The organism is Kaistia granuli DSM 23481 (assembly GCF_000380505.1).
GTDB classification, from domain to species: domain Bacteria; phylum Pseudomonadota; class Alphaproteobacteria; order Rhizobiales; family Kaistiaceae; genus Kaistia; species Kaistia granuli.
In genome coordinates, this window is record NZ_AQYH01000010.1 from 617,996 (window position 1) to 640,212 (window position 22,217).

19 protein-coding genes are annotated in these 22,217 nt (G+C 65.3%); 15 read left to right on the forward strand and 4 right to left on the reverse strand.

The window, feature by feature from the left end; genetic code table 11:
- Positions 1 to 142: 142 nt before the first annotated feature.
- From G342_RS0118040 to galE, 10 genes are all read left to right on the forward strand, one after another.
- The gene (locus tag G342_RS0118040; protein WP_018184574.1) at positions 143 to 856 is read left to right on the forward strand and encodes a calcium-binding protein; all 714 of its coding nucleotides are present in this window, start codon (positions 143 to 145) and stop codon (positions 854 to 856) included.
- A 91-nt stretch (positions 857 to 947) separates the two neighbouring features.
- A complete protein-coding gene (locus G342_RS24590; protein WP_018184575.1) occupies positions 948 to 3,206 on the forward strand; it encodes a glycosyltransferase family protein in 2,259 nt (752 codons plus the stop codon).
- Positions 3,203 to 4,033 (forward strand): class I SAM-dependent methyltransferase, encoded by an 831-nt coding sequence (locus G342_RS0118050; protein ID WP_018184576.1) that lies wholly within the window; start codon positions 3,203 to 3,205, stop codon positions 4,031 to 4,033. The genes G342_RS24590 and G342_RS0118050 overlap by 4 nt, the downstream gene beginning before the upstream one ends.
- Positions 4,034 to 4,035: 2 nt before the next feature.
- Positions 4,036 to 5,298 carry a glycosyltransferase family 4 protein gene (locus G342_RS0118055; protein ID WP_018184577.1) on the forward strand — a complete coding sequence of 421 codons (1,263 nt, stop codon included), beginning with the start codon at positions 4,036 to 4,038 and terminating at the stop codon, positions 5,296 to 5,298.
- A gap of 11 nt (positions 5,299 to 5,309) precedes the next feature.
- Positions 5,310 to 6,053 carry a hypothetical protein gene (locus G342_RS0118060; RefSeq protein ID WP_018184578.1) on the forward strand — a complete coding sequence of 248 codons (744 nt, stop codon included), beginning with the start codon at positions 5,310 to 5,312 and terminating at the stop codon, positions 6,051 to 6,053.
- A 16-nt stretch (positions 6,054 to 6,069) separates the two neighbouring features.
- Complete coding sequence (locus G342_RS0118065) at positions 6,070 to 8,304, forward strand: hypothetical protein (RefSeq protein ID WP_018184579.1); 2,235 nt, start codon at positions 6,070 to 6,072, stop codon at positions 8,302 to 8,304.
- Complete coding sequence (locus G342_RS0118070; protein ID WP_018184580.1) at positions 8,301 to 9,617, forward strand: glycosyltransferase family 4 protein; 1,317 nt, start codon at positions 8,301 to 8,303, stop codon at positions 9,615 to 9,617. Before G342_RS0118065 ends, G342_RS0118070 begins: the two co-directional genes overlap by 4 nt.
- A gap of 62 nt (positions 9,618 to 9,679) precedes the next feature.
- Positions 9,680 to 10,870, forward strand: a complete 1,191-nt coding sequence (locus tag G342_RS0118075) for a polysaccharide pyruvyl transferase family protein (RefSeq protein WP_018184581.1) — start codon at positions 9,680 to 9,682, stop codon at positions 10,868 to 10,870.
- A 27-nt stretch (positions 10,871 to 10,897) separates the two neighbouring features.
- On the forward strand, positions 10,898 to 12,928 hold the full coding sequence (locus tag G342_RS0118080) for a calcium-binding protein (RefSeq protein WP_018184582.1): 2,031 nt from the start codon (positions 10,898 to 10,900) through the stop codon (positions 12,926 to 12,928).
- Between the two features lie 40 nt (positions 12,929 to 12,968).
- Positions 12,969 to 13,997 carry a UDP-glucose 4-epimerase GalE gene (gene galE, locus G342_RS0118085; protein ID WP_018184583.1) on the forward strand — a complete coding sequence of 343 codons (1,029 nt, stop codon included), beginning with the start codon at positions 12,969 to 12,971 and terminating at the stop codon, positions 13,995 to 13,997.
- Here the strand turns inward: galE and G342_RS0118090 are convergent.
- A complete protein-coding gene (locus G342_RS0118090) occupies positions 13,990 to 14,799 on the reverse strand; it encodes an endonuclease/exonuclease/phosphatase family protein (protein WP_018184584.1) in 810 nt (269 codons plus the stop codon). The two genes, galE and G342_RS0118090, sit on opposite strands and share 8 nt — an antisense overlap.
- 144 nt (positions 14,800 to 14,943) lie before the next feature.
- On the opposite strand from G342_RS0118090, the gene dusA reads away from it, so the two are divergent.
- A complete protein-coding gene (dusA, locus tag G342_RS0118095) occupies positions 14,944 to 15,942 on the forward strand; it encodes a tRNA dihydrouridine(20/20a) synthase DusA (RefSeq protein ID WP_040879039.1) in 999 nt (332 codons plus the stop codon).
- 110 nt (positions 15,943 to 16,052) lie between these two features.
- A complete protein-coding gene (locus G342_RS0118100; protein ID WP_018184586.1) occupies positions 16,053 to 17,051 on the forward strand; it encodes a bile acid:sodium symporter family protein in 999 nt (332 codons plus the stop codon).
- Between the two features lie 102 nt (positions 17,052 to 17,153).
- Here G342_RS0118100 and G342_RS0118105 read toward each other — a convergent pair whose 3' ends face one another.
- Complete coding sequence (locus G342_RS0118105; RefSeq protein WP_018184587.1) at positions 17,154 to 17,330, reverse strand: DUF1289 domain-containing protein; 177 nt, start codon at positions 17,328 to 17,330, stop codon at positions 17,154 to 17,156.
- Entirely contained in the window at positions 17,327 to 18,130 is an 804-nt protein-coding gene (gene cobS, locus G342_RS0118110; protein ID WP_026304582.1) for an adenosylcobinamide-GDP ribazoletransferase, read from the reverse strand. Before cobS ends, G342_RS0118105 begins: the two co-directional genes overlap by 4 nt.
- Before the next feature lie 138 nt (positions 18,131 to 18,268).
- Here cobS and cobT point away from each other — a divergent pair, with 138 nt between their 5' ends.
- Complete coding sequence (gene cobT, locus G342_RS0118115; RefSeq protein WP_018184589.1) at positions 18,269 to 19,297, forward strand: nicotinate-nucleotide--dimethylbenzimidazole phosphoribosyltransferase; 1,029 nt, start codon at positions 18,269 to 18,271, stop codon at positions 19,295 to 19,297.
- 2 nt (positions 19,298 to 19,299) lie between these two features.
- Here the strand turns inward: cobT and G342_RS24595 are convergent, their stop codons facing one another.
- Positions 19,300 to 20,871: a sensor histidine kinase gene (locus G342_RS24595; RefSeq protein WP_018184590.1), complete on the reverse strand. Its 1,572-nt coding sequence runs from the start codon at positions 20,869 to 20,871 to the stop codon at positions 19,300 to 19,302.
- 76 nt (positions 20,872 to 20,947) lie between these two features.
- Between G342_RS24595 and G342_RS0118125 the strand changes: the two genes are divergently transcribed.
- A complete protein-coding gene (locus G342_RS0118125) occupies positions 20,948 to 21,598 on the forward strand; it encodes a uracil-DNA glycosylase family protein (RefSeq protein ID WP_051094305.1) in 651 nt (216 codons plus the stop codon).
- Between the two features lie 121 nt (positions 21,599 to 21,719).
- Positions 21,720 to 22,205 carry an Lrp/AsnC family transcriptional regulator gene (locus G342_RS0118130; RefSeq protein WP_198010828.1) on the forward strand — a complete coding sequence of 162 codons (486 nt, stop codon included), beginning with the start codon at positions 21,720 to 21,722 and terminating at the stop codon, positions 22,203 to 22,205.
- The last annotated feature ends 12 nt before the right edge of the window (positions 22,206 to 22,217 follow it).

Consider the following 22,217-nt stretch of genomic DNA (forward strand, 5'->3'; position numbering starts at 1 on the left):
GATAAAGTCGTTGAACATGTCGGTTGATCGCTTATAGTGCAGTGCGTCATGCTTTCCGAAACCAAGTGCGTTTGCGGAAAGCGCGGCGGCCGCGGAGATACTTCGATCTGGGCGGCGAGAAGCGACTGACAAGGAGACCTCGATGGCCACTCTAGAAGGCGGGGCGTATGATGACGTCCTATTCGGCTCGCGATTCAGCGATATCATCTTCGCCCATGCCGGAGCTGACACTGTCTTTGGCGGCAATGGCGACGATATGATTTTCGGCGAAGCCGGCAACGACACGCTTTTCGGCGACAACGGCAATGACCTGTTGTTCGGCGGAATTGGCGACGACGCGCTGTTCGGCGGCAATGGGGATGACTTCCTGTTCGGCGGCGCCGGCAATGACCAGCTGTTCGGTGAGAACGGCAATGACGTCCTTGACGGTGGCGTTGGCGATGACGTCCTCGACGGCGGCAACGGCAATGACATTCTGCTCGGTGGTGCTGGCAACGACGTCCTGTATGGCGGCAAAGGCAGCGACATTCTCAGCGGCGGCGATGGCAACGACATCCTCGACGGCGGCGCCGGCAATGACATTTTGACCGGCGGTGCGGGCCAAGACGTCTTCGTCTTCACCGGTGGCGGCGGCAACGATGTCGTCCTCGACTTCCATGCTGGTGAGGATCTTCTGCAGATCTCCAAGAACATCAACGATCTGAACATCACGTCGGCCGATGATCTTGCTGCTCGTGCCACGCAGGTTGGCGGCAATACCATCATCGATCTTGGCAACGGCGACTCCATCACGCTGGTGAACGTCAATGCCGACGACGTTCACAACAACCCGAACGGCTATTTCGTTATCAGCTGATCCCCCGTCGGCTGATGGCCTGCGGCGCCTGGACCCTCCCACCGGGCGCCGCAGAAGTTCCCTTTGAGTTCGCGATATCGAGGTGCCCGGCATGCTGGAAATCGTCCCGCTATCGCCCGTTGATGGTCATGCAGAGGCGATACGGAGCCTGAAGCTGGCCTCGGATGTTTCGGCGGTTGTCTGGGATATCCCCGGGCCCTGTTCCGTGCCGCCGCGTTGCGCGCGCCAGGATGGCGAGATCATCGCGCCGCTCGCGAGTTTGCGGCTCGGCCGCGTCGATGGAGGTACCCGCATCATCTGGGCCATGCGGCCGCGCGAACCCATGCGCCTTGCTGTTTCGGCCGGCACGCTCGGCCCATCCGATCACGTCGAAGTCGATCCCGGCGATCCGTTCCTTGGCGCCGATGTCGCGGCCCTCGTCGATGATCTCGACGGCCGCGCTCGCGTTTCGTTGCTGACGGCCCTGTTGACGTCCTGGTGTGGCGCGTTCCGGTTGGGTCGCTCGGCGACCTATGCCGAGGCTGTGCAGGTTCTGGCGCATGAATTGCAGCCGGGCGACGGCCAGGCCGTGCTTGCCTGCGAGCCGACCCGCGACACCGCGCTGATCGAGCTCGCGACGAGTGCCGATCTCGGCGCCATTGCTTCCGGGCATCTGATCACCCCGCATGGCGTACGCCGTCTGGCGATCGACGCCTATGCGCGAAAGGCCGACAAGAACGGCCGGCACGCCACGACGCTGGTCGTGGACGGCAATGCAGCTTCCCTCGGTTCGGGGACCTTGGTCCTGATCGGCGAGCATGGTCTTGCCATTCGCACACTCGGGCGGAAAGCCAAGGCGCCGGCCAGCTTCCTGCGTTGGTGGGGCGCCCGCCGCAATGACGGCGCGCTGACCGAATTCCTGGTGCGAACCCTCTCCGCCAAGTCGGATGAGGCGCGCCTGGCTGTCATCGATATGCAGGCCCGCGCGGCGATTCCGGCGAAGGCGGTTGAACTCGCGGCGTTCCAGCCGGGCGCCGAGGTGGATCTGGCCCTGTCGCTGGACGAGGGCCTGCTCGTCGGCGGCTGGTTCCGCGACCCGCAGGGGCTGATTGCGGGCATGGATCATGTGGCCGCCGGGGAGGCGCGCTCACTCGACGCCGTCTGGCATCTCTTTCCCGGCCGCGTCGGCAACGCCGAGGGCACCGTCCGCGACGATGCCACCGGCTTCATCGCCTATCTGCCGCATGACAAGCCGGCGGGCCCGATCCTCCAGCCGCGCTTCCGCATGCGCCTGAAGTCGGGCGGCGAGGTCACGCTGATCCCGAAGCCGCAGCCAATCGATGCCGCGACGATGCGGGCAGGGGCCTTGCGCTCGGTGCCGCTTCAGCATGCGACCGGATCGCTGCTTACGACCACGCTGGGGCCCGCGCTGGCGGAAATCCAGTCCCGCGTCATCAAGTCGGTGGCGGTCGCGCGAACGGAACAGTTTGGCCCGGCGTTGGCCGAGCCGCTGTTCTCGATCGTCATCCCGCTCTACCGGATGCTCGACTTTCTGCGGTTTCAGGTCGCGGCGTTCGCGACCGATCCGGGCCTGCGCGACTATGCCGAGATCATTTTCGTGCTCGATTCTCCCGAGCAGGCCGACGATGTCAGCCATATGCTGGGAGGGCTCTACCGGCTCTACCAGATGCCGATGACGCTCGCTGTGATGAGCGCCAATGGCGGCTACGCGCGGGCCAACAATGCCGGCGTCGAGTTAGCTCGCGGGCTCATCGTCAATCTGCTGAATTCCGACGTCATCCCGACGGGGCATGACTGGCTGGCGCAGCTTGCCGACAAGCTGGGCGGCGCGGCCAAGATCGGCGCCGTCGGCCCGAAGCTGCTGTTCGAGGACGGCTCGCTGCAGCATGCCGGCCTCTATTTCCAGCGCGACGCCCGCGGCACCTGGCTCAATCATCATTTCTTCAAGGGCATGCCCGGCGGCCATGCACCCGCCAATACCGCGCGTCTCGTGCCGGCCGTGACGGGCGCTTGCCTCGTCATGCTGCGGGACACGTTCCGCGAAGTCGGCGGCTTTACGGAGGACTATGTCATCGGTGACTACGAAGACAGCGATATCTGCCTGAAGATCCGAGCGACCGGGCAGGCGATTTCCTACGAGCCGGGCGTCGCGCTCTATCACCTTGAGCGGCGTTCGATGCGCCGTAATGGCGACTACATGCGCGGGATCGCCTCTCGATATAATTCCTGGCTGCATAGTCAGCGCTGGGATGGCGTGATCGGGCCTCTGATGCAGGAGGCGGCCGAACTGGCGAAAGTGACGAGCGCGGCCGAGACCACCCCCGTGCGCAGACAGCGGAGCGCGGCATGACGGCGGCGGTTGCGTTGAAGGCGGTGTCGGAGCCGGCACGGCCGGATTTTGACCCGCAACACCTTGCCTGGTTGCAGGAAAGCGTACTCGCCAACCGGTTCCTGCCCGAGCCCACGGCCGACAGCATCTTCGTCGGCGACGGCGACTATCGGGCGATCGGCACCGAGTTTCTCGGCCATCTCGTTCAGCTGGGGGGCATCCTGCCGAATGATCGCGTGCTCGACATCGGCAGCGGCATCGGCCGCATCGCCGTACCTCTGACGCAATATCTCTCGCCGGGCGCCGCCTATTGGGGGGTGGATCCTGTCGCTGAAGGGGTGGCTTGGTGCCGGGAGCACATCAGCCCCGTCTATGACAATTTTCGCTTCGATACGATCGATGTCGCCCATCACATCTACAATCCCAAGGGTGCGATCAAGGGCGAGACATTGCGGCTCCCTTTCGAGCCCGAGAGCTTTGATTTCATCTTCATGGTCTCTGTGGCGACGCATCTGCCGCCGCTCGAGATCGCGGCCTATGTCCGCGAGGCCCAGCGGCTGCTCGTGCCGGGCGGCCGGCTTTTCATCACGGCCTTCATCCTCGACGAGACGGCGAAAGGCGCCTTGCCGCAGCGCGATCCGCGCTTGGCCTTCAAGCGGGAGGGCAACGGACCGGCCTGGCTCGTCGACCGCACCGCGCCGCTTGGCGCGGTCGGTTTCGATGATGGCTTCTTCGAGCGGTTGATCCAGCGTTTCGGGCTGTCGATCTGCCTGAAGAGCCTCGGCCATTGGCGCGGCCAGCCGGCGGCGCACTATCAGGACTTCCTCGTCGCCGAGAAGCGAGGGTGAGCATGGCAGAGCGCATCCTCGTCGTCGCCCACAACCATCCCGATCTCCATCCCGGCGGCACGGAAATCTTCGCGCACGACCTGTTCCGCGCCTATCAACGGGCCGGGTCCGAGGCACTGTTTCTCGGCGCGACGAACCGTCTGCATCGCGACGAGAAGCCAGGCACCAGCTTCCAGGGCATCGGCAACGGGCAGGACGAGATCCTGCTCTGGGCTGGCCATTTCGACCGCTTTTTCATGAGCCAGGTCGACCTCTACGGCGTCATTCCCGATCTCGAGGCGCTGCTGACGGAATTCCGGCCCGATGTCGTGCACATCCATCATCTGCTTCTGATCGGCGCCGAGTTCCCGGCCCTGGTCAGGCGGGTGCTGCCGGATGCGCGCATCGTCATGACGCTGCACGACTACTATCTGATCTGCGCTCATGACGGACTGATGATGCGGACCCACGGCCGCGAGCGCTGCCATGGCGCCTCGCCGGATCGTTGCCATGGCTGCTTCCCCGAAGTCGGGGCCGACCAGTTCCTGCTGCGCGAGCGCTATCTGAAGACCTTGCTGGCGACCGTCGATCGCTTCGTCTCGCCGAGTGCCTTTCTCAAGGATCGCTTTGTCGCCTGGGGCCTCGACGCCGCTCGCATCGATGTCATCGCCAACGGCCAGCCGGGCGGGCGCAGGGTTGCCGCGTCCCGGTGCGCCGACGGCTCGGCCCGAAATGTCTTCGGCTATTTCGGCAATCTCAATCCCTGGAAAGGCGGGACGGTGCTGCTCGATGCCGCCGAGCGCCTGATACAGGGCGGTGTCGATTTCGAGCTTCGTGTCCATGGCGGCACGCCGTTTCAGGCCGATGCCTTCAAGACCGAACTCGATGACCGCTTTGCCAGGACGAACTCGCACGTGGTTCGACGCGGCGCCTATCGCCGCGAGGATGTCCCGGAACTAATGGCGGCTGTCGATTGGGTCGTCGTGCCGTCGATCTGGTGGGAAAACGCGCCGCTCGTCATCCAGGAGGCCCAACAGCAGGGCCGCCCCGTCATCGTCAGCGGTATCGGCGGCATGGCGGAGATGGTCGAGCACGACGTCAACGGCCTGACGGTCGCGCCGGACGATCCCATCGATCTTGCCCGCACCATGCGGCAAGCGGCCGGCGATGCCGATCTCTGGCGGCGACTGTCTGGCAATGCGAATGCGCCGCCGACGATCGACGCGGTTGCCAGCAGATATCTCGCCCTGTTCGACGCGCTCGCGCGCGTCAAGTTTCCTGCCTGAAGGAGGTTGCCATGTCAGCCGCCGAAGCCATTCCCCTCCCGCAGAAGCCCGACACCCAGGATTCCCCCGTGGGGGTGACCGGCCGCGTCGATGCCATCGACAATGGCCGCCTGTATGGTTGGGCCTTCGATCGCAGCCATCCCAATTCCCGGATGCAGGTGATCGTCTCGCTCGGCTCCCAAAAGATCGCCGAAGTCACTGCCGACAAGCTGCGTTCTGATCTGCGCCGCAATGGCGTCGGCGATGGCCAGCATGCTTTTGATATTCCGTTGCCGGAAAGCGTCACCGCGCGGCAGCGCGATCTCTCGATCGTCGCGGTATCGCCCACCGGCGAGGAGCGCATCCTCTATGCGCCGACGCTCGACGAACAGGCGGCCGAGGCGCTGATCGCAGCGCCGCTGACGCGCGTGCTCGAGAAGCTGGAAGTTCTTATGGCGGCCCAGCGCCAGCTCCAGCTGAACCAGCGAGGCGTTCAACGCGCCACGACGGAGGGAGATGGCGCCGGACGAGGCGCCGACGCGCCGCCGGCGCAGATCGAGCAGATCGAGACGACGCAGACAGAGATCGTCAGTCGCCTCTCGGAGCTCGAGATCTTCCTCATGCGGTTCGACGGTATCGTCGCCGGGCTGGAGGGACGCATCGATGCGCTGTCCAAGCGCGGACGTGGCGAATTGAAGCCGCTGATGCTCGTGATGGCGACCTTGATCGGCATCGTCGTTGGCGCCGGCGCCACGCTTGCCGCCTTCCTCAATTGATCGGGAGCACAGCGGCATGATGCAGGATGGCGACAAGGGGGCGAAGCCGGGGCACGGGCCCGGGCAGCCGCCGCGACAGGACGGCGGGTCTTCGCCGGCCGTCGAGAGCCTGATCGCCTGCCCGATCAACGAAGCCTTCATCCTGGTTCTCGGCGCCGGCGCGCCGATGAGCGGCGCCCAGGCGGTGATGCTGAACGGCGATCCGACGCTGCCTGGCAAGGCGCCGGTCGTCAGCTGGCCGCTCGCCGATCCGAAGGGCAGAGCCTCCCATGGCTTCGTCGCGCTCGTCTTCGCTGGCCCTTTGAAGGGCGAGCGGCTGAGCGCATTGGCGTTCCGGGCCCAGGGGCGCGCCGCATCCTACCGGGTTGCGCCGGATCTGATGCGGCCGGCGGCGCTCGCCGCGGCTCTGGTCGAGTTGACCGGGGCGAACTTGCCTGCCGTGATCGACGCGATCGTCGCCATGCTGAGCCAGGGGCCGATGAGCCGCCGCAAGTTGGCGGCGATGACCACTTTCGTCGAGGCGAGCGCCAAGGCCGATGGCTTCATCGAGATCATCGGCGCGTTCGAGGACGGCGATGTCTATCTGCAGGGCTGGTCGTCGGATGTGCGGGCGGGAGTCAGCCGCGTCCTGATCGCCGGCGCGACGGCGCAGATCGCGGAATGTACCGGTGCCGCCTTCGACCGGCAGGACCTGAACAGCCATGGCAAGGGTTTCGCCGCTGTCCTGGTCGCGCCGGAACCCATCGATCCCTTCGGCATGCAGCGCGTCTATTTCCGCGGACGCGACGGCTGGCGCTATTCCGACGTCTACGAGCAACGGCTGCTGGCGTCACCGCGTGACACGCCCGGCTACGCCCGCGCCATTCTGCCGAAAATCCGCGGCTCGGCCGAAGTCGTCGGCAGGCTGCGCGATGCTGCTTATCGGTATGAAGGTCTCGACACGGTGTCGGGCCTGGCGCTGCCGGTTCGGATGGCCATGGACCATGCGCTTCGTATCGAGCAGGGCGGCCTGCTGATCGGCGGCTGGTTCCTTGATCCCGATCACCGGGTCGAGTCGATCAAGCTCCGACGCCGACAGGTTTCGATCGAGCTGAAGGACATCTGGAGCCGGATCGACCGACCGGACGTGTCGGCGGCCTTTGACGGCAAGGCACCGTTCACAGCACGTTTTGACCAGGGCCAGCATGGCCATGGCTTCGCGGCCTTCATTCCCGATTTCGATCCGGATGGCAGTGCGCCGGTCTATGTCGAGCTTACCATTCCCCAGATGCCGCCTGCCTATCTCCCGGTCGTGCCGAAGCGCGTTTCGTATCGGGAGGCGGTTGGCCGACAGCTTCGATCGATCAGCGCGCGCGCCGCATCCATGTCGGAGATCGTCGAGCGACACTTGATTCCACTGGTGGCGAGCACGTCCACCAAGGCGCCGACGGCAGATCGGATGGAGCATGTCGGGGCCGGCTCGCCGACAGGCGATACGACCCTCGTCATCGGGCTCGACGAGCACACCACGGATGTCGCGTCCCTGGTCGCTCTGCTGGCGCTTGACGCCGAGGTCCGGGCGGTGCCGGTGGTGCTGGCCGGCCCCGATCATGTCATCGCTTCGCTGCGTGGCGAGTTGCGCCGGTTGGCGGAGTTCTATGGCCTTTCGCTCCATCTCGTCGCGGTTGCCGGTTGCAACGACGTCTTCGATGCTTTGATCGTCGGGGCCGGTGCGGCGCGGTCGGACCGTGTCGTGCTGTTTTCCGGTTCGCTGGTTCCTGCCGGCAGGGGCTGGCTCGGGCGACTTTGCCAAGCGCATCGCGAAATGGATTCGTCGGTGATCATTTCGCCCGCACTTCTTTATGAGGACGACTCGATCCGCTGGGCCGGCTATCGCCTGGGTGGCGAAGAGGGTGGCTTGGCCGAAAACTATGTCGGTTATCCTGCCGCGACGCTGGATACGGTCGCGCCGGCGGTGACGCCCGTTGCCAATCTTGAGTGCTGCATCGTCGCCAAACCGGTGATCGCCTCGCTCGGCCAGGGCTGCCACGGCTATCTGGGCAATCGCGCCAAGGGGCTCGATCTGGCGTTGCGCCTGTCGACGACCGGGCACAGGGCCTATTGGTTACCCGGCGTCCGTCTGCTCGGCTCGGAGAACCCGGGGGATCGGCTCAACGCCTGGGAGGCCCACGCCCGCAGCGTGGATCACGCCGTGTTCAGCGCCCGCTGGTCGGAGACGATCTCCTCCATGGCGCGGGCGGCCGCCGCATGAACGAAGATCTCCGCGTCCTCGTCATCAGCCACGGTCACCCCAGTCTCTCGCTCGGTGGCGCTGAAATCGCGTCCCACAACCTGCACAAGGGCCTGAATGCCCACGCCGGTATTCGTTCTGTCTATCTCGCCCGTGTCGGTTCGCCGACGCCGCGCCATGCGGGCACGGCGTTGATGAGCCTGCGGCAGAGCGCGTCGGATATCCTGTTTCACAGCGACGACTACGATCATTTCTTCCTGTCGAACCGCAACACGGACGACATCCGCCGTGATCTGGTGCGCTTCGTCCGCGATTTGCAGCCGCATGTGGTGCACTTCCACCACATTCTAGGCCTCGGCCTGGAGGCGCTCTATGCTATCCGTGAGGCGCTGCCCGACGCCGCGATCGTCGTGACCTTCCACGAGTTTCTCTCCATCTGCCACCACCACGGGCAGATGGTGAAACCGAACGGCGCGCAGCTTTGCCGGCGCGCCTCGCCGACGGATTGCCACAGCTGCTTTCCGGATATCGCGCCGGCGCGCTTCCTGAAGCGCGAGACCTTCATCCGCTCGATGCTCGAGCTCGCGGACGTCTATGTGTCGCCGAGCACGTTCCTGGCGGAGCGCTATGCGGCCTGGGGGCTGTCGCCCGACCGGATCTTCGTCATCGAGAATGGCCTGGCGCTGTCGGACGCCGCACCGCCGCGCGCCCTGCCGGGCTCGGAGCAGCGCCGCAGCCGCTTCGCCTATTTCGGCCAGATGACGCCCTTCAAGGGCGTCGACGTACTGATCGACGCGGTAGCGCGCGTGCCGGAACGCATCTGGGGCGAGGATTCCCGCCTGATGATCTTCGGCGCCAATCTCGAATTCCAGCCGCCTGAGTTCCAGGCGCGGATGAAGAAGCTGATCGAGGACGCCGGCAGCCGCGTCCGCTTCTATGGCTCCTACCAGAATGGCGAGATGCCGGAGCTGATGCAGACGGTGGACTGGGTCGTCGTGCCCTCGATCTGGTGGGAGAATTCGCCCGTCGTTATCGAGGAGGCGCTGTTCCACGGTCGGCCGCTTCTGTGCAGCAATATCGGCGGCATGGCCGAGAAAGTGCGCAACGGCAAGGACGGCCTGCATTTCCGTGTCGGCAGTCCCGAGGATCTCGCCGATCGCCTTGTCGACGTGCTGTCGGATGGCCCCATGTGGGAGGGACTGCGTTCCTCCATGCGCCGGCCGATGAGCCACGTCGATTCCGCCGAGCAGCATCTAGCGCTGTATCGCGCCGTCCTGAAGCAGTACCAGCCAGCGTCGCCTGTCGGCGAGGTTGGCCAACAAGAACGCGCGTGAGCAATCGCGCGAAAGCTGCTCCGGCAAAGGAGCGGCGTCCCTGGGGGGATAAGGAGGCCGGTATGGCACGTTTGCTGGTGATGATTCCATCAGGTGAGATCTACGATCACGATTGCGTTCGCTGGTATCAGTGCCACGACGTGCAGCGCTCGATCGACCGCTACCACAATATCGGCGACGCCTTCGTCTACGATTCTTCTCTGAAGCTCCTGAATTTCGACAAGCTCGGCGTGCTGGAGATCAACAATCCGGATTGGTCCAGCCTCGACCGGTTGCGGGAAGAGTACGACTACGTGCTGCTGCGTGGCTCGAACTACATCCATGGCGAGATGGAGTGGCACGACACGGCCGCTGTCCTGAGGAAACTCGGACTGCCGGTCATCGCCTTCGGGATCGGTGCCCAGGCGCCGGTCCAGGGGAGGCTGGAGCTTTCGGCGCAGACGAAGGAAGTGCTGCGCGTCATCGCGGACCTGAGCACGTCGATCGGCGTGCGCGGCGCCTATTCGGCGCAGGTGTTGTCCGATCTCGGCATCGACAATATCCGCATCGTCGGCTGCCCGACGGCATTCCGCCGCCTCGACCCGGATCTCGACATCCGACTGCCGCCGCTGGCCGATGTGCAGAATGTCGGCGTCACCATCCGGCGGGAGGTATCGCCTACCTATGCGCAGAACATCCAGCGCTACCTGAGCTTCCACCGTGACCTGGTGAAATCGCTCGCCGCCCGTTTCGACACCACCCTGATGGCTCAGGGTGAAATCGAGGAAAAGAAGATCGTCCTCGGCACGGACGACCAGAAGGAAGAGGCGATTGCCGCGCTCCGGGCCAATGGCTGGGCGGCCAACTGGTACTTCGACGACGCGATGGAAAAGCTCTATCGCGAGCGTCTGTTCTATTCCGATGTCGTGGCCGACTACGAAGCGCTGGTGTGCCGGCAGGATCTCGTCCTCGGCTACCGCCTGCATGGCAATCTGATGGCGCTCGCCAACGGCACGCCGTCGATCTACTTCACCTATGACAGCCGGACGGCCGAATTTGCCGATACATACAAGATCCCGAGCTACGACGTGTTCAGCGACACCGCCTTCGTGCTCGAGGAATATTGGGAGCAGTCGCGCTTCGACCGGTTCAACGCCGCCTGGCGCAACGTCTACGACGAAACCCGGACTTTCCTGATCGAGAACAACGCCGATACCAAGCTGGTGGATCGCGCCACGCGCGCCCCCGGAGACAGCATGCTGAAAGTCGCTTGAACCTGACGAACGGGGAGACGCGCCATCATGGTCGATGTTCATGGAACATCCGGCAACGATAGGATCTTCGGCACTGTCGGCGCCGACAACTTGTTTGGCGAGGGCGGAGACGACAGCTTTCGTCCCTATCTCGGCGCGGACCTCGTCGACGGCGGCGATGGCCTCGACATGGTCAACTACATCGACAGCGCCGCGCCGATCGACATCGAACTGACACGGACCACCCAGTTCGGCGGTGACGCGGAGGGCGACCGGCTTTTCTCGATTGAGAGCCTCTGGGGTTCGCGCTTCGACGACCGGATCGCCGGGACGGCCGGCGACGAGATCATTAAGGGCGACGCCGGCGATGACCTAATCATCGGTCGCGGTGGCCTCGACCGCATCAATGGCGGCGCGGGCGACGACCGGATCGAGGTGTCGAGCGTCTCGATTCTCGAAGGCGGCACAGGCAACGACACGCTCGTCGTCGACGTCAGCGATTTCCGGGCCGGCGAGACGGGCGGGCCGGGTTTCATCGTCTGGCATCAGCCGAATGGCGATCTGTCGCTGATCGACGACGGGGATTATCTGTCTCCGCACGGCAAGCCCGCGACCGGCTTCGAGCGGCTCGAGTTCTACGGCTCCGAGCACAACGACATCGGCTTCGGCACCAGCGGCGACGACATCCTCCATGGCGGCTCCGGCAATGACGATCTCGGCGGCTTCGGCGGGGCGGACTGGATGGATGGCGGCGACGGCAACGATCACCTCTGGCAGGAGTTGGCCTATAATCATTCGCCTGCCGCCAATCCGAATGTGGTGATGCTGGGCGGGGCCGGTGACGACACCTTCTCGGCGCGGATCGACTTCGGCCTGATCGACGGCGGCGACGGCTTCGATACCGTGTCGATCGACGCCGTGGACTCGGACGGCGACGTCACCATCGACATCCGTCCCTGGGGCGCGATCGGCAGCAAGATCATCAGTGTCGAAAGCTTCCATGTCGGTGGCGCGTCCGGCAATGACCTGCTGCTCGGCGGCAATGGCGATGACACCTTCCGCGGCTATGGTGGCAACGACGTCATCCATGGCGGCAAGGGCAATGACTGGCTGATGGGGCTCGACGGCGACGACGTGCTTGATGGCGGCGCCGGAGCCGATCGCATCGACGGCGGCGGGGGCCGCGACCGGGTTGACTACGGCGGCTCCAGCGCAGGCGTCGACGTCAACCTCGGACGCGCCACGCAGGTCGGCGGCTTCGCCCAGGGCGACACGCTGACCTCGATCGAGGACATCTGGGGCTCCAACCACAACGACGTCCTGCTCGGCGATGCGCTCGGCAACATCATCCATGGCGGCGCCGGCGACGACCGCATCAATGGCGGCGGTGGCTTCGATCGCATCAATGCCGGGTCGGGCAACGACACTATCTTCAGGAGCAATTTCGACCCGGACTGGATCGACGGCGGCGACGGCATCGACATGCTGCAGATCCAGACGCCGTCCAACGGTTCCTACTGGATCGACATGGAGACCGGCACCTCGTCCACCGGCGGCATGTTCCAGAACATCGAGAAGTTGACGCTGTTCGGCCCGCTGATCGGGACGGGCGGCGTGTACCAGTCGGTCGACATCGACGTCGTCGGCGCGAGCGGGGACGACTACATCCAATTGCTCAACACAGGCGGCGTGGCGAACGCGCGCGGCGGCATGGGCAATGACACGATCTTCGGCGGCAAGGCTAATGACACGCTCGCGGGCGAGGACGGCGACGACCGTTTGCGCGGCTCGCGCGGCGACGACACGCTGACCGGCGGCGCCGGCGCTGACACCTTCATCTTCGATGGCCAGCACGACGAGGGCTTCGACCGGATCACCGACTTCAATGTGGCCGAAGGCGACCATCTTTATTTCCAGCCGATCTCCGGCCGTGCCTTCGCCAACTATGAGGGGTTCCTGGCGCACGCCGTCGACACCGCGCAAGGCGTCCATGTCGACTTTGGCTTTGGCAGCGGCTTCCTGATCGAGAGCGTCACGCTCGCTGAGCTCGGTCCCGACCAGATGAGTTTCTATTTGTGATTCCAGATATGTCTCAAACTCCAAACAGCAGGAACACGGAATGACCGTTCTCGTCACCGGCGGCGCAGGCTATATCGGCAGCCACATGGTCCTGGCGCTCGCCGATGCCGGGCGCGAAACCATCGTTCTCGACGATCTCTCGACCGGGTTTCCGAGCCAGGTTCCGCAAGGCGTGCCGCTCATTCGCGGCGATTGCGGCGACGAGGCGCTGGTCGGGCGGCTGATCCGCGAGTTCGGCGTCACCGCCATCGTGCATTTCGCCGGCTCGATCGTCGTGCCGGATTCGGTGACCGATCCCCTCGGCTACTACTTCAACAACACGGTCAAATCCCGCGCCCTGATTGCGGCGGCCGTCGAGAATGGCGTGCGCCATTTCATCTTTTCCTCGACCGCCGCCGTCTATGGCGAGCCGGATATCAGCCCGATCCCCGAAGGCGCGGCGATGCAGCCGATTTCGCCGTACGGATCGTCAAAGCTGATGACCGAGTGGATGCTGCGCGACACGCTCGCGGCGCATGACCTTCGCGCGGCGGTGCTGCGCTACTTCAACGTCGCCGGTGCCGATCCGCAGGGCCGCTCCGGCCAGTCCTTCCCGCGTGCGACCCATCTGATCAAGCTCGCCTGCCAGGCCGCTCTCGGCCAGCGTTCGCATCTCGACGTGTTCGGCCAGGACTATCCGACGGCCGATGGTACCTGCGTGCGCGACTATATCCACGTCAGCGATCTCGCCCGCGCCCATGTGCTGGCGCTCGGTCACCTGGAGAAGGGTGGCGAGAGCCTGACGGTGAACTGCGGCTACGGGCGCGGCTTCTCGGTTCTCGAGGTGATCGAGGCCGTGAAGCGTGTCTCGGGCGTCGATTTCGAAGTCCGTCTGGCGCCGCGCCGCGCCGGCGACCCGCCGTCTCTGGTCGCCGCCACCGACCTGATCCGCAGTCTCGGCTTCCAGCCGCTGCGCGACGAGCTTGATCTGATTGTCGCCGACGCCCTGCTTTGGGAAGAACGGCTGCGACAGCGCGCGTCCGCTGCCACCGCCAGGGCGGCGGAGCCGGTTCTTGCCACGGTCACTTGAACCGTAGCATCAGGGCCCGATGGTCGGAGACTTCGGGCTCCGCCACTACATCGAATTCGACGACCTCGACATTGGGCGTGACCAGCATGTAGTCGGCATAGCGCCCGGGCTTCTCGTAGAGGGAAGTCCGGGTGTCGGTGAATCCGCGTGTCGTGACGAGATCCGTCAAGCCCAGCCGTGCCAGCGCGTCGAAGGTCACGCTGTCCGGCAGAACGTTGAAATCGCCGCAGACGATCAAGCGTTCGCCACAACGCCACAGCCGCTCGACGATATCAACCAGCGCCTCGGCCTGGGCCAGGCGCGCCGGTGTATCCCCCTTGCCGGCGACGTCGCGCAGCCCGTGTATCTGGACGATCGTCACCGGGAAGCCGCCGGCATAGTGGAAGAGCCGAATGCCATGCGCGTTGCGGGCGCGCGGATGAGCGCCCCAGCCATCGGCGCGAAATCCGCCATGCACGAAGTCCTGCGCCTGGCCGATGATGGGCAGGGAATTTCGCACGAACGTCGCCAGCCCGAACTCGGACGAAACCGGATTTTCGCCATCGAACAGGATGCCGCGGGCCGTCGGGCTGAATAGGCCGTCATGCGCGGGCAGGGCGACGCGGATCTCTTCGAACAGATGGGTGCGCTGCGGCAGCACGAGATCGCCGTCGCGATAGTCGAGCCAGTCCGCCGCGAAGCCCGCCGTGCGCACGACTTCCTGCAGGCACAGGACATCGGCTTCGGCGCCGGCCAGATACCGCAACAGCGGGGCGTGAATACGCCCGCCCCAGACATTCAGAGAGATCAGCCGCAAGCTCATGGCGCCCCCAAGGACGAGAGGTTTCAAGGCTTAGCATCCGGTGCGGTGACGGTCACGCTGATGAGCTGCGCATGGCCAAACCGGTCGCAGATCGCATATAGAGTGTGCCGACAGGCTCCCAAAGCGACGATGAACACGGAAATTATGAAAGACTATCAGAGGCATAAGCTATCCGTTGCGCCAATGCTGGATTGGACGGATCGGCATTGCCGCTATTTCCATCGCCTGCTGAGCCGGCACGCGCTGCTCTATTCGGAGATGGTCGTCGCCGAGGCTGTGATCCATGGCGACCGGTCGCGGCTGCTCGGCTTCGATCCGGCCGAACAGCCGGTCGCGCTGCAGATCGGCGGGTCTGATCCCGCCAAGGTCGCGATCGCCGCGCGCGCGGGCGAAGAATTTGGCTATGGCGAGGTCAATCTCAATGTCGGCTGTCCTTCGGACCGAGTGCAGTCGGGCACGTTCGGTGCGTGCCTGATGCGGGAGCCGCAGCGTGTCGCCGATTGCGTCGCCGCGATGAAGGATGCCGTCGCAATCCCTGTCACGGTCAAGTGCCGCATCGGGGTCGACGACCAGGATCCCGAGGAGGCGCTGGACACGCTGGCGGATGCGGTGGTGGCGGCCGGTGTCGATGCGCTCTGGGTACATGCGCGCAAGGCGTGGCTGCAGGGGCTGTCCCCGAAGGAGAACCGCGATATCCCGCCGCTCGACTATGACCGCGTCTATCGCCTGAAGGCGCGCCTGCCAAACCTCTATGTCGGCATCAATGGTGGCATAAAGAGCCTCGACGAGGCCGAGGCTCATCTCGCGCATGTCGACGGCGTCATGATCGGTCGCACCGCCTATCAGGAGCCGGAAATCCTGGCCAGCGTCGACCGACGGTTCCACGGCGACGATCGTCCCGACGCCGAGCCGCGCGCGATCATCGAGGCGATGCTGCCCTATATCGAAGCGCAGCTCGCCGCCGGCACGCCGGTCAGCTATATGGCGCGCCATATGCTCGGACTCTATCACGGCCGTCCGGGCGCCCGGCGCTTCCGCCAGATCCTGACAGTCGAGGGCGCCAGCCGCTCCGCCGGCGTCGAGGTGTTCCACCGCGCCATGGACACGGTCGAGGAAATCGCCGCCACCGTCGCCGCTGCCTGAGGCGAAGGTGCTTTGTCGGCATGTCCCTTTATCGTCGGGACAGGGCTCGCTAAGGATGGAAGTCCATTTGCATCCGGCGGTTTTCCGGCAGTAATGAAAGCATCCCCGACATGACGATCCGCGGCTTTACGATTGACGGCTTCCTGATTGCGCTGGTTCTCGTGGTCATCGCCGCGATCGCGCTTCCGGGACCCGGCGCCACGGGCGGCGTGCTGCACATGGATGCCATCGCCACCTATGGCGTGGCCGTGATCTTCTTCCTGTACGGGCTCACTTTGGCGCCGGAACGCATGCGCGCCGGCATCCGGCACTGGCGGGTCCATGTCGCCGTGCAGCTCTGTACCTTCGTGCTCTTCCCGATCGTCGTCCTGACGCTCGGAACGCCGTTCAAGAGCTACATTCCGAGCGAGGTCTGGATCGGCTTCTTCTATCTCGCCGCCTTGCCCTCGACAGTGTCGTCCTCGGTTGCGATGACGTCGCTCGCTCATGGCAACGTGCCGGTCGCGATCTTCAACGCGACGCTGTCGAGCCTGATCGGCGTGTTCGCGACACCGCTGCTGATGGCGTGGTTTCTGTCGTCATCGGGCGTCGGCATGCCGCTGCTGCCGGTGATCGGCAAGATCGTGTTGCTGGTGCTGCTGCCCATCGTCGTCGGCCAGGTGGCGCGCCATTGGCTGGCCGGTTGGGCGACGCGGCATATCAAGGGCATCCGCCTGGCAGACCGGGCGATCATCCTGGCGATCGTCTACAATTCCTTCGCGGATTCGATCGTCGAGGGCGTCTGGGCCGGGCACGACGTCAGCATCATCGCCACCATCGTCGTCGGCACGATCGCGCTGTTCTTCATCATCTACTGGCTGATGATGATCCCCTGTCGCCTGATGGGCTTCAACCGGGCCGATACCATCGCCTGCCTGTTCTGCGCGTCGAAGAAGTCGCTGGCGACCGGCGTGCCCTTGGCCAAGCTGATGTTCGGCGCCTCGCCGGCGCTTGGCCTGATCATCGCGCCGATCATGCTCTATCATTTCTTCCAGCTGGTCATCGTCAGCGTGATCGCCAACCGCGAGGGCCGTCGCGCCATCGCCGCGGCGGCTACGGCGACGACGTAGGCAACGCGAATGTGTCCGGATCGGAATCCCGGTCCGGATCCGCTTGAGCGGACGGCTTAGTCCTTGGGTCGCCGTTCCTGCGAACGATAGGTCAACCCGACATCAGGCGTCAGTGGTGGCCAAGCTTTCCAGGCGCTTGCGCAGTCCGTCCATCACGGCGCGGCGCTCCTCCGGCGACATTCGCGACCAGTTGCTGATCTCGTCGAGATTGCGGCCGCAGCCTTCACAGAGCTCGGACTGCGGGTCGATGACGCAGATGTTGATGCAGGGCGTGATCATGCCGTGGCTACGATCGCGATCAGGTAGCTGATGAGCGCGACCTGCTGGATGGCGCCCAGTGTGTCGCCCGTCTGTCCGGCAATCTGGGAGGCGCAGAGCAGCTGGAAGGCGTAGCTAGCAAGACCGGCTACTACCAGGGCGATCACGGCGTCGAAGAAGCCTGTGCCGAGACTGCCGGCGATCAAGGCGGCGATGACCGCGATCGCGATGGCGCTCCAGCGCGTTTCGCTGCTCGGTCGCCCGGTCGAACTCGCCAGTCCCTCGAAGCGCGCCGGTGGCAGCGCTGCCCAGAGCTGGACCATGGCGGCGCGGCCGACCATCTCCGCTGCGACAAGCGCCGTCGCGACGGGCAGGGCGCCATAGGGCAGCAGCGTGGCGATCAGGCTGGCGCGAAGCAGGAGCGACAGCACCAGCGTGACGCCGCCATAGGTGCCGATGCGGCTGTCGCGCATGATCTCAAGCTTACGCGACGCCGTCGTGCCGCCACCGAATCCGTCCGCTGTATCGGCAAGGCCATCCTCATGCAGGGCACCGGTCAGGGCCACGGTCGCCGCCAGCGACAGCACGGCGGCGGCGAGCGGCGGCAGGCCGAGCGACGCTCCGAAAAGCGCGGCGATCGCCCCGACCAAGCCGACCAGCAGGCCAACCAGCGGGAAGGTCCGCGCGGCCACGCTGAAATCCGGCCGACTCTGGGGATCGACGCCGAGCCAGGAGGCCGGGAGCCGCGTCAGGAAGGCCGTCGCGGCTGCGAATTCGGATGCCGATGTGCGGAACATGGTGCGGTATGGCTCGTCGGTCATGTGTGTCGCCCCCGATTGGCGGAACGCCGCACCGACTCATCCGTGCTTTGCGGTGCGCCGGAGGAAGGTTATAGATCGCCCCGCTGCCGGCCGCAAAGCGCGCCGCTCCCGCCCACCCCGCACCAAGCCGAGATCCCCATGGCCCGCTCCGCTACCGGACTTCCCTTCGACGACATCCGTGCCCTGTTCGATCAGTTGCCGGCGCGCGACGAGGATGCGGTGCTGGCGATTCGGGCGCGCGATGCGCAGCTGACAAAGCCGGCTGGCTCGCTCGGACGACTCGAGGAATTGGCCGAATGGCTGGGTGGCTGGCAGGGCAGGGCGCGCCCCGCCGTCACCCGTCCGCTGGTCGCGATCTTCGCCGGCAATCACGGCGTCGCCGCGCGCGGCGTTTCGGCCTACCCGTCCAGCGTCACCCAGCAGATGGTCGAGAACTTCGCCGCCGGCGGTGCGGCGATCAACCAGATCTGCATCACCTATGATCTCGGGCTGAAGGTGTTCGACCTCGCGCTCGATATCCCCACCGGCGACATCACCGTCGAGCCGGCGCTCGACGAGGCCGGCTGCGCGGCGACGATGGCGTTCGGTATGGAGGCGACGGCCGGCGGCATCGACCTGCTGGCGATCGGCGAGATGGGCATCGGCAACACGACGATCGCCGGCGCTGTGGCGGCGGGCCTGTTCGGCGGCACCGGCAGCGACTGGGTCGGACCCGGTACCGGCGTCAACGCGGACGGATTGGCGCGCAAGGCCGAGGTGATCGATGTCGCGCTTGCCCTGCACGAGGCCCATCTGGGCGACCCGCTGGAAGTGCTGCGTCGGCTGGGAGGCCGCGAGCTCGCCGCCATGGCCGGCGCGATCCTGGCCGCTCGCATGAGCCGCATCCCGGTGATCGTCGACGGCTATGTCGCAACGGCGGCCGCCGCCGTGCTCTACAAGATCGATCCTTCGTCGCTCGATCATTGTCAGTTCGGCCATGTCTCGGCCGAGCCGCCGCATGCCAGGCTGCTGGCCGCGATGGGCAAGACACCACTGCTCGATCTCGGCATGCGTCTTGGCGAGGGCACGGGCGCCGCGATGGCGGCCGGCCTGATCAAGGCGGCGGCGGAGATCCATACCGGCATGGCGACCTTCGCGCAGGCCGGCGTATCGGTGAAGGCGGACTGAGCTCAGCCGGCCGAGCGCAGCAGGACAACCTTGCTCTCGGCCGCCGCCATGTCGACATCGGCGGGCTCGGCGACGACCGGGCTCACCATGTTCGGCTCCATGACGCGGGCGCGCGGGAAGCAGACGGTGGCCTCGGTGCCTCTTCCCGGCGTGGAGAGCAGCTCGAACGAGCCGCCATGCAGTCGCGTGATGGCCTCGACGATGGCGAGCCCCATTCCGCTGCCCTGTTCGGCTCTGCGGATGCCGGCCTCGCCCCGCCCGAAGCCAGTCTGCAGGTTCGGCATGTCTTCGGCGGCAATACCCGGTCCGTTGTCGAGAACCGACACATATTGCCCGCCACCGGCGGTCCAGCCGACCCGTATCTCGACGGCTCCACCGGCCGGAGTGAACTTGATGGCATTGGACAACAGGTTGATCACCACCTGCCACGTGCCGCGCGCGTCGGCGAGGAGGGGCGGCATGTCCGGTTCCGCCGCGAATCTCAGGGTGAGGTCGCGGCTATGGGCCCTTGACTGGACGAAGGCCTGGCATTCCTCGACCAGCCGAACCAATCGCACCGGCTCTTCCTTCAGCTCGTAGCGCCCGGCCTCGAAGCCGGACAGTTCCAGGATTTCGCTGATCAGCGAAAGCAGGTGACTGCCGCTCTGATGGATGTCGCGAGCGTAGTCGCGATAGGTGCGGTTCTGCAGCGGGCCGAACAGCTCATCCTTCATCACTTCCGAGAAACCGAGGATCGCGTTGAGCGGCGTGCGCAGTTCGTGATTCATCGTCGCGAGAAAGCGCGACTTGGCTAGGTTCGCCTCGTCGGCGGCCACGAGCGCCGCGTCCGCTCTAGCACGCGCGGCCTCGAGTTCGGAGATCAGCCGGTGATTGTCGATGTCGCCGGCCAGAAAGTCGCGGGTCGTGTCGTGAAGGCGCTTCGAGTGAGCCAAGCACCCGATGGCCGCCACCAGAGTGAGCGCCGCAAGCCCGAGTGAGATAGCGTCGTGACGCATGGCAAACAACGCCACCGCCATCAGCACGATCGGCGCGCTGCCGGCGAGACCGGCCGCCGGTAGGCTGGACGTCGCCGCTGTCGTGAAGGCGATCGCCACCAAGGTCGTCGCGACGAGGAAAACGCCAGCGTCCCCTTGCGCGATCGTCGCGGTCAGAGCCAGGAGGCTGGCCCAGCCGAGGCCGCAAGCGGTTTCGATTCCGATGAGCACGGCCTTGCGACGACCGAGATCGGCGGGCAGGTGCGTCGGGTTCTTCGAGCGCTGGCAGGCTGCCGCCAACAGGCCGTGGAGGAGGGCGACGGGTGCGACCCAGAGAAGGATCGCTTGCAGCGGAACCCAGATCGTCGCGGCCAGGGCGGCAAAGGGGACCAGCAGCGGCATGGTCGCAAGACTGAGAAAGCGGAAGCGGGCATAGTCGGCAAGCAGCGCCCGGCCGAGGGCATTTTCGCCATCCGCCGAAGCCGCGGCCAGCGCGCGCAGATGAAGAAAACGATCTGCAGCCGCGCCGCGCTCTTCAGCGCCGGCGCAGGAGGAAGCTTTCGTCTGGCTGTCGCCAGCCGCTGCGGTTAGGATCTGCATTTCGCCACTTCCGTAAGGAAGTACCCAGGTTCGCGTCGAGCTTGCGTTTCGAATGCTTAATGCTGACTTGAGCAACATGGTTAAGCCGTCACTAAAGCCGTTGCCGACCGAACTGGACGAGTTGTTCGCCGATATCCGTGCCTGCCGGATCTGCGTCGATCATCCGATCCGCGCGCCGCTGCCGCATGCGCCGCGCCCTGTCATCCGTGGCTCCGCGACGGCGCGCATCCTGATTGCCGGCCAGGCGCCCGGCACGCGTGTCCATGCCTCCGGCACGCCCTTCACCGACCCGTCCGGCGATCGCCTGCGGGCTTGGATGGGTATCGACGAGGCGACCTTCTACGACGAGAGTCGGATCGCGATCGTCCCCATGGGCTTCTGTTTTCCAGGGCTCGACGCCAAGGGGGGCGACCTCCCGCCACGACGGGAATGCGTGCCCGCCTGGCGCGACGCCGTGATGGCCTCCATGCCGGAAGTCGAGCTGGTGCTGGCCGTTGGTCTCTATGCCCAGCAATGGCATCTCGGCAAACGGGCAGGAGCCGGGCTGACGGAGACGGTCGCCGATTGGCGTTCTATTCTGGAAGCAACCTCGGCTCCCCAAGTCCTGCCCCTGCCGCATCCGTCCTGGCGCAACAGCGGCTGGATCAAGCGCAATCCCTGGTTTGAGGACGAACTGATCCCGGCACTACAGGGGCTCGTCGCCGACCATTTGCGCCGTCCGGATTGACTTCTCTGCCCGAGTTGAGCATTCATCGGCAGAATATTTTTCTCAATTCAAAGTCGTTGGCAATAGTCATTGGAAAATGATACTACTGCCGTGCGGGTCCAGGGCAGAGGGTTCCGGAATGATCGACCGACTCGACCGAAAAATCCTGCAAATCCTGCAGGAAGACGCAACCATCCCCGTCGCCGAGATCGGTCGGCGAGTCGGTCTGTCGACGACACCTTGCTGGCGTCGCATCCAGAAACTCGAGGAAGACGGCGTTATTACCAAGCGCGTCGCCGTGCTTGACCCGAAGAAGGTAAACGCCAAGGTTACCGTCTTTGTCTCCATCACCACCAGCCAGCACAATGAGGAATGGCTGAAGCGCTTCGCCGAAGTCATTCGCGATGTGCCGGAAGTGGTCGAGTTCTACCGGATGAGCGGCCAGGTCGACTATCTCTTGCGCGTCGTGGTCCCGGACATCGAGGCCTACGATTCCTTCTACAAGCGCCTGATCTCGCGCATCGACATCGCCGACGTCTCGTCGGCCTTCGCGATGGAGCAGATCAAATACGCGACCGCTCTGCCGTTGAATTACATCCCGCTCGAGAAGGACAAGGGCATGGCCTAGCCCGGCCGCGCC

Coding starts and splice junctions, on each gene's coding strand:
- G342_RS0118060 (WP_018184578.1), top strand. CDS start 5,310: ATGTCAGCCGCCGAAGCCATTCCCCTCCCGCAGAAGCCCGACACCCAG.
- G342_RS24595 (WP_018184590.1), bottom strand. CDS start 20,871: ATGCAGATCCTAACCGCAGCGGCTGGCGACAGCCAGACGAAAGCTTCC.
- G342_RS0118050 (WP_018184576.1), top strand. CDS start 3,203: ATGACGGCGGCGGTTGCGTTGAAGGCGGTGTCGGAGCCGGCACGGCCG.
- galE (WP_018184583.1), top strand. CDS start 12,969: ATGACCGTTCTCGTCACCGGCGGCGCAGGCTATATCGGCAGCCACATG.
- G342_RS0118065 (WP_018184579.1), top strand. CDS start 6,070: ATGATGCAGGATGGCGACAAGGGGGCGAAGCCGGGGCACGGGCCCGGG.
- G342_RS0118080 (WP_018184582.1), top strand. CDS start 10,898: ATGGTCGATGTTCATGGAACATCCGGCAACGATAGGATCTTCGGCACT.
- G342_RS24590 (WP_018184575.1), top strand. CDS start 948: ATGCTGGAAATCGTCCCGCTATCGCCCGTTGATGGTCATGCAGAGGCG.
- cobT (WP_018184589.1), top strand. CDS start 18,269: ATGGCCCGCTCCGCTACCGGACTTCCCTTCGACGACATCCGTGCCCTG.
- dusA (WP_040879039.1), top strand. CDS start 14,944: ATGAAAGACTATCAGAGGCATAAGCTATCCGTTGCGCCAATGCTGGAT.
- G342_RS0118055 (WP_018184577.1), top strand. CDS start 4,036: ATGGCAGAGCGCATCCTCGTCGTCGCCCACAACCATCCCGATCTCCAT.
- G342_RS0118090 (WP_018184584.1), bottom strand. CDS start 14,799: ATGAGCTTGCGGCTGATCTCTCTGAATGTCTGGGGCGGGCGTATTCAC.
- G342_RS0118040 (WP_018184574.1), top strand. CDS start 143: ATGGCCACTCTAGAAGGCGGGGCGTATGATGACGTCCTATTCGGCTCG.
- G342_RS0118125 (WP_051094305.1), top strand. CDS start 20,948: ATGGTTAAGCCGTCACTAAAGCCGTTGCCGACCGAACTGGACGAGTTG.
- G342_RS0118105 (WP_018184587.1), bottom strand. CDS start 17,330: ATGATCACGCCCTGCATCAACATCTGCGTCATCGACCCGCAGTCCGAG.
- G342_RS0118075 (WP_018184581.1), top strand. CDS start 9,680: ATGGCACGTTTGCTGGTGATGATTCCATCAGGTGAGATCTACGATCAC.
- G342_RS0118100 (WP_018184586.1), top strand. CDS start 16,053: ATGACGATCCGCGGCTTTACGATTGACGGCTTCCTGATTGCGCTGGTT.
- G342_RS0118070 (WP_018184580.1), top strand. CDS start 8,301: ATGAACGAAGATCTCCGCGTCCTCGTCATCAGCCACGGTCACCCCAGT.
- cobS (WP_026304582.1), bottom strand. CDS start 18,130: ATGACCGACGAGCCATACCGCACCATGTTCCGCACATCGGCATCCGAA.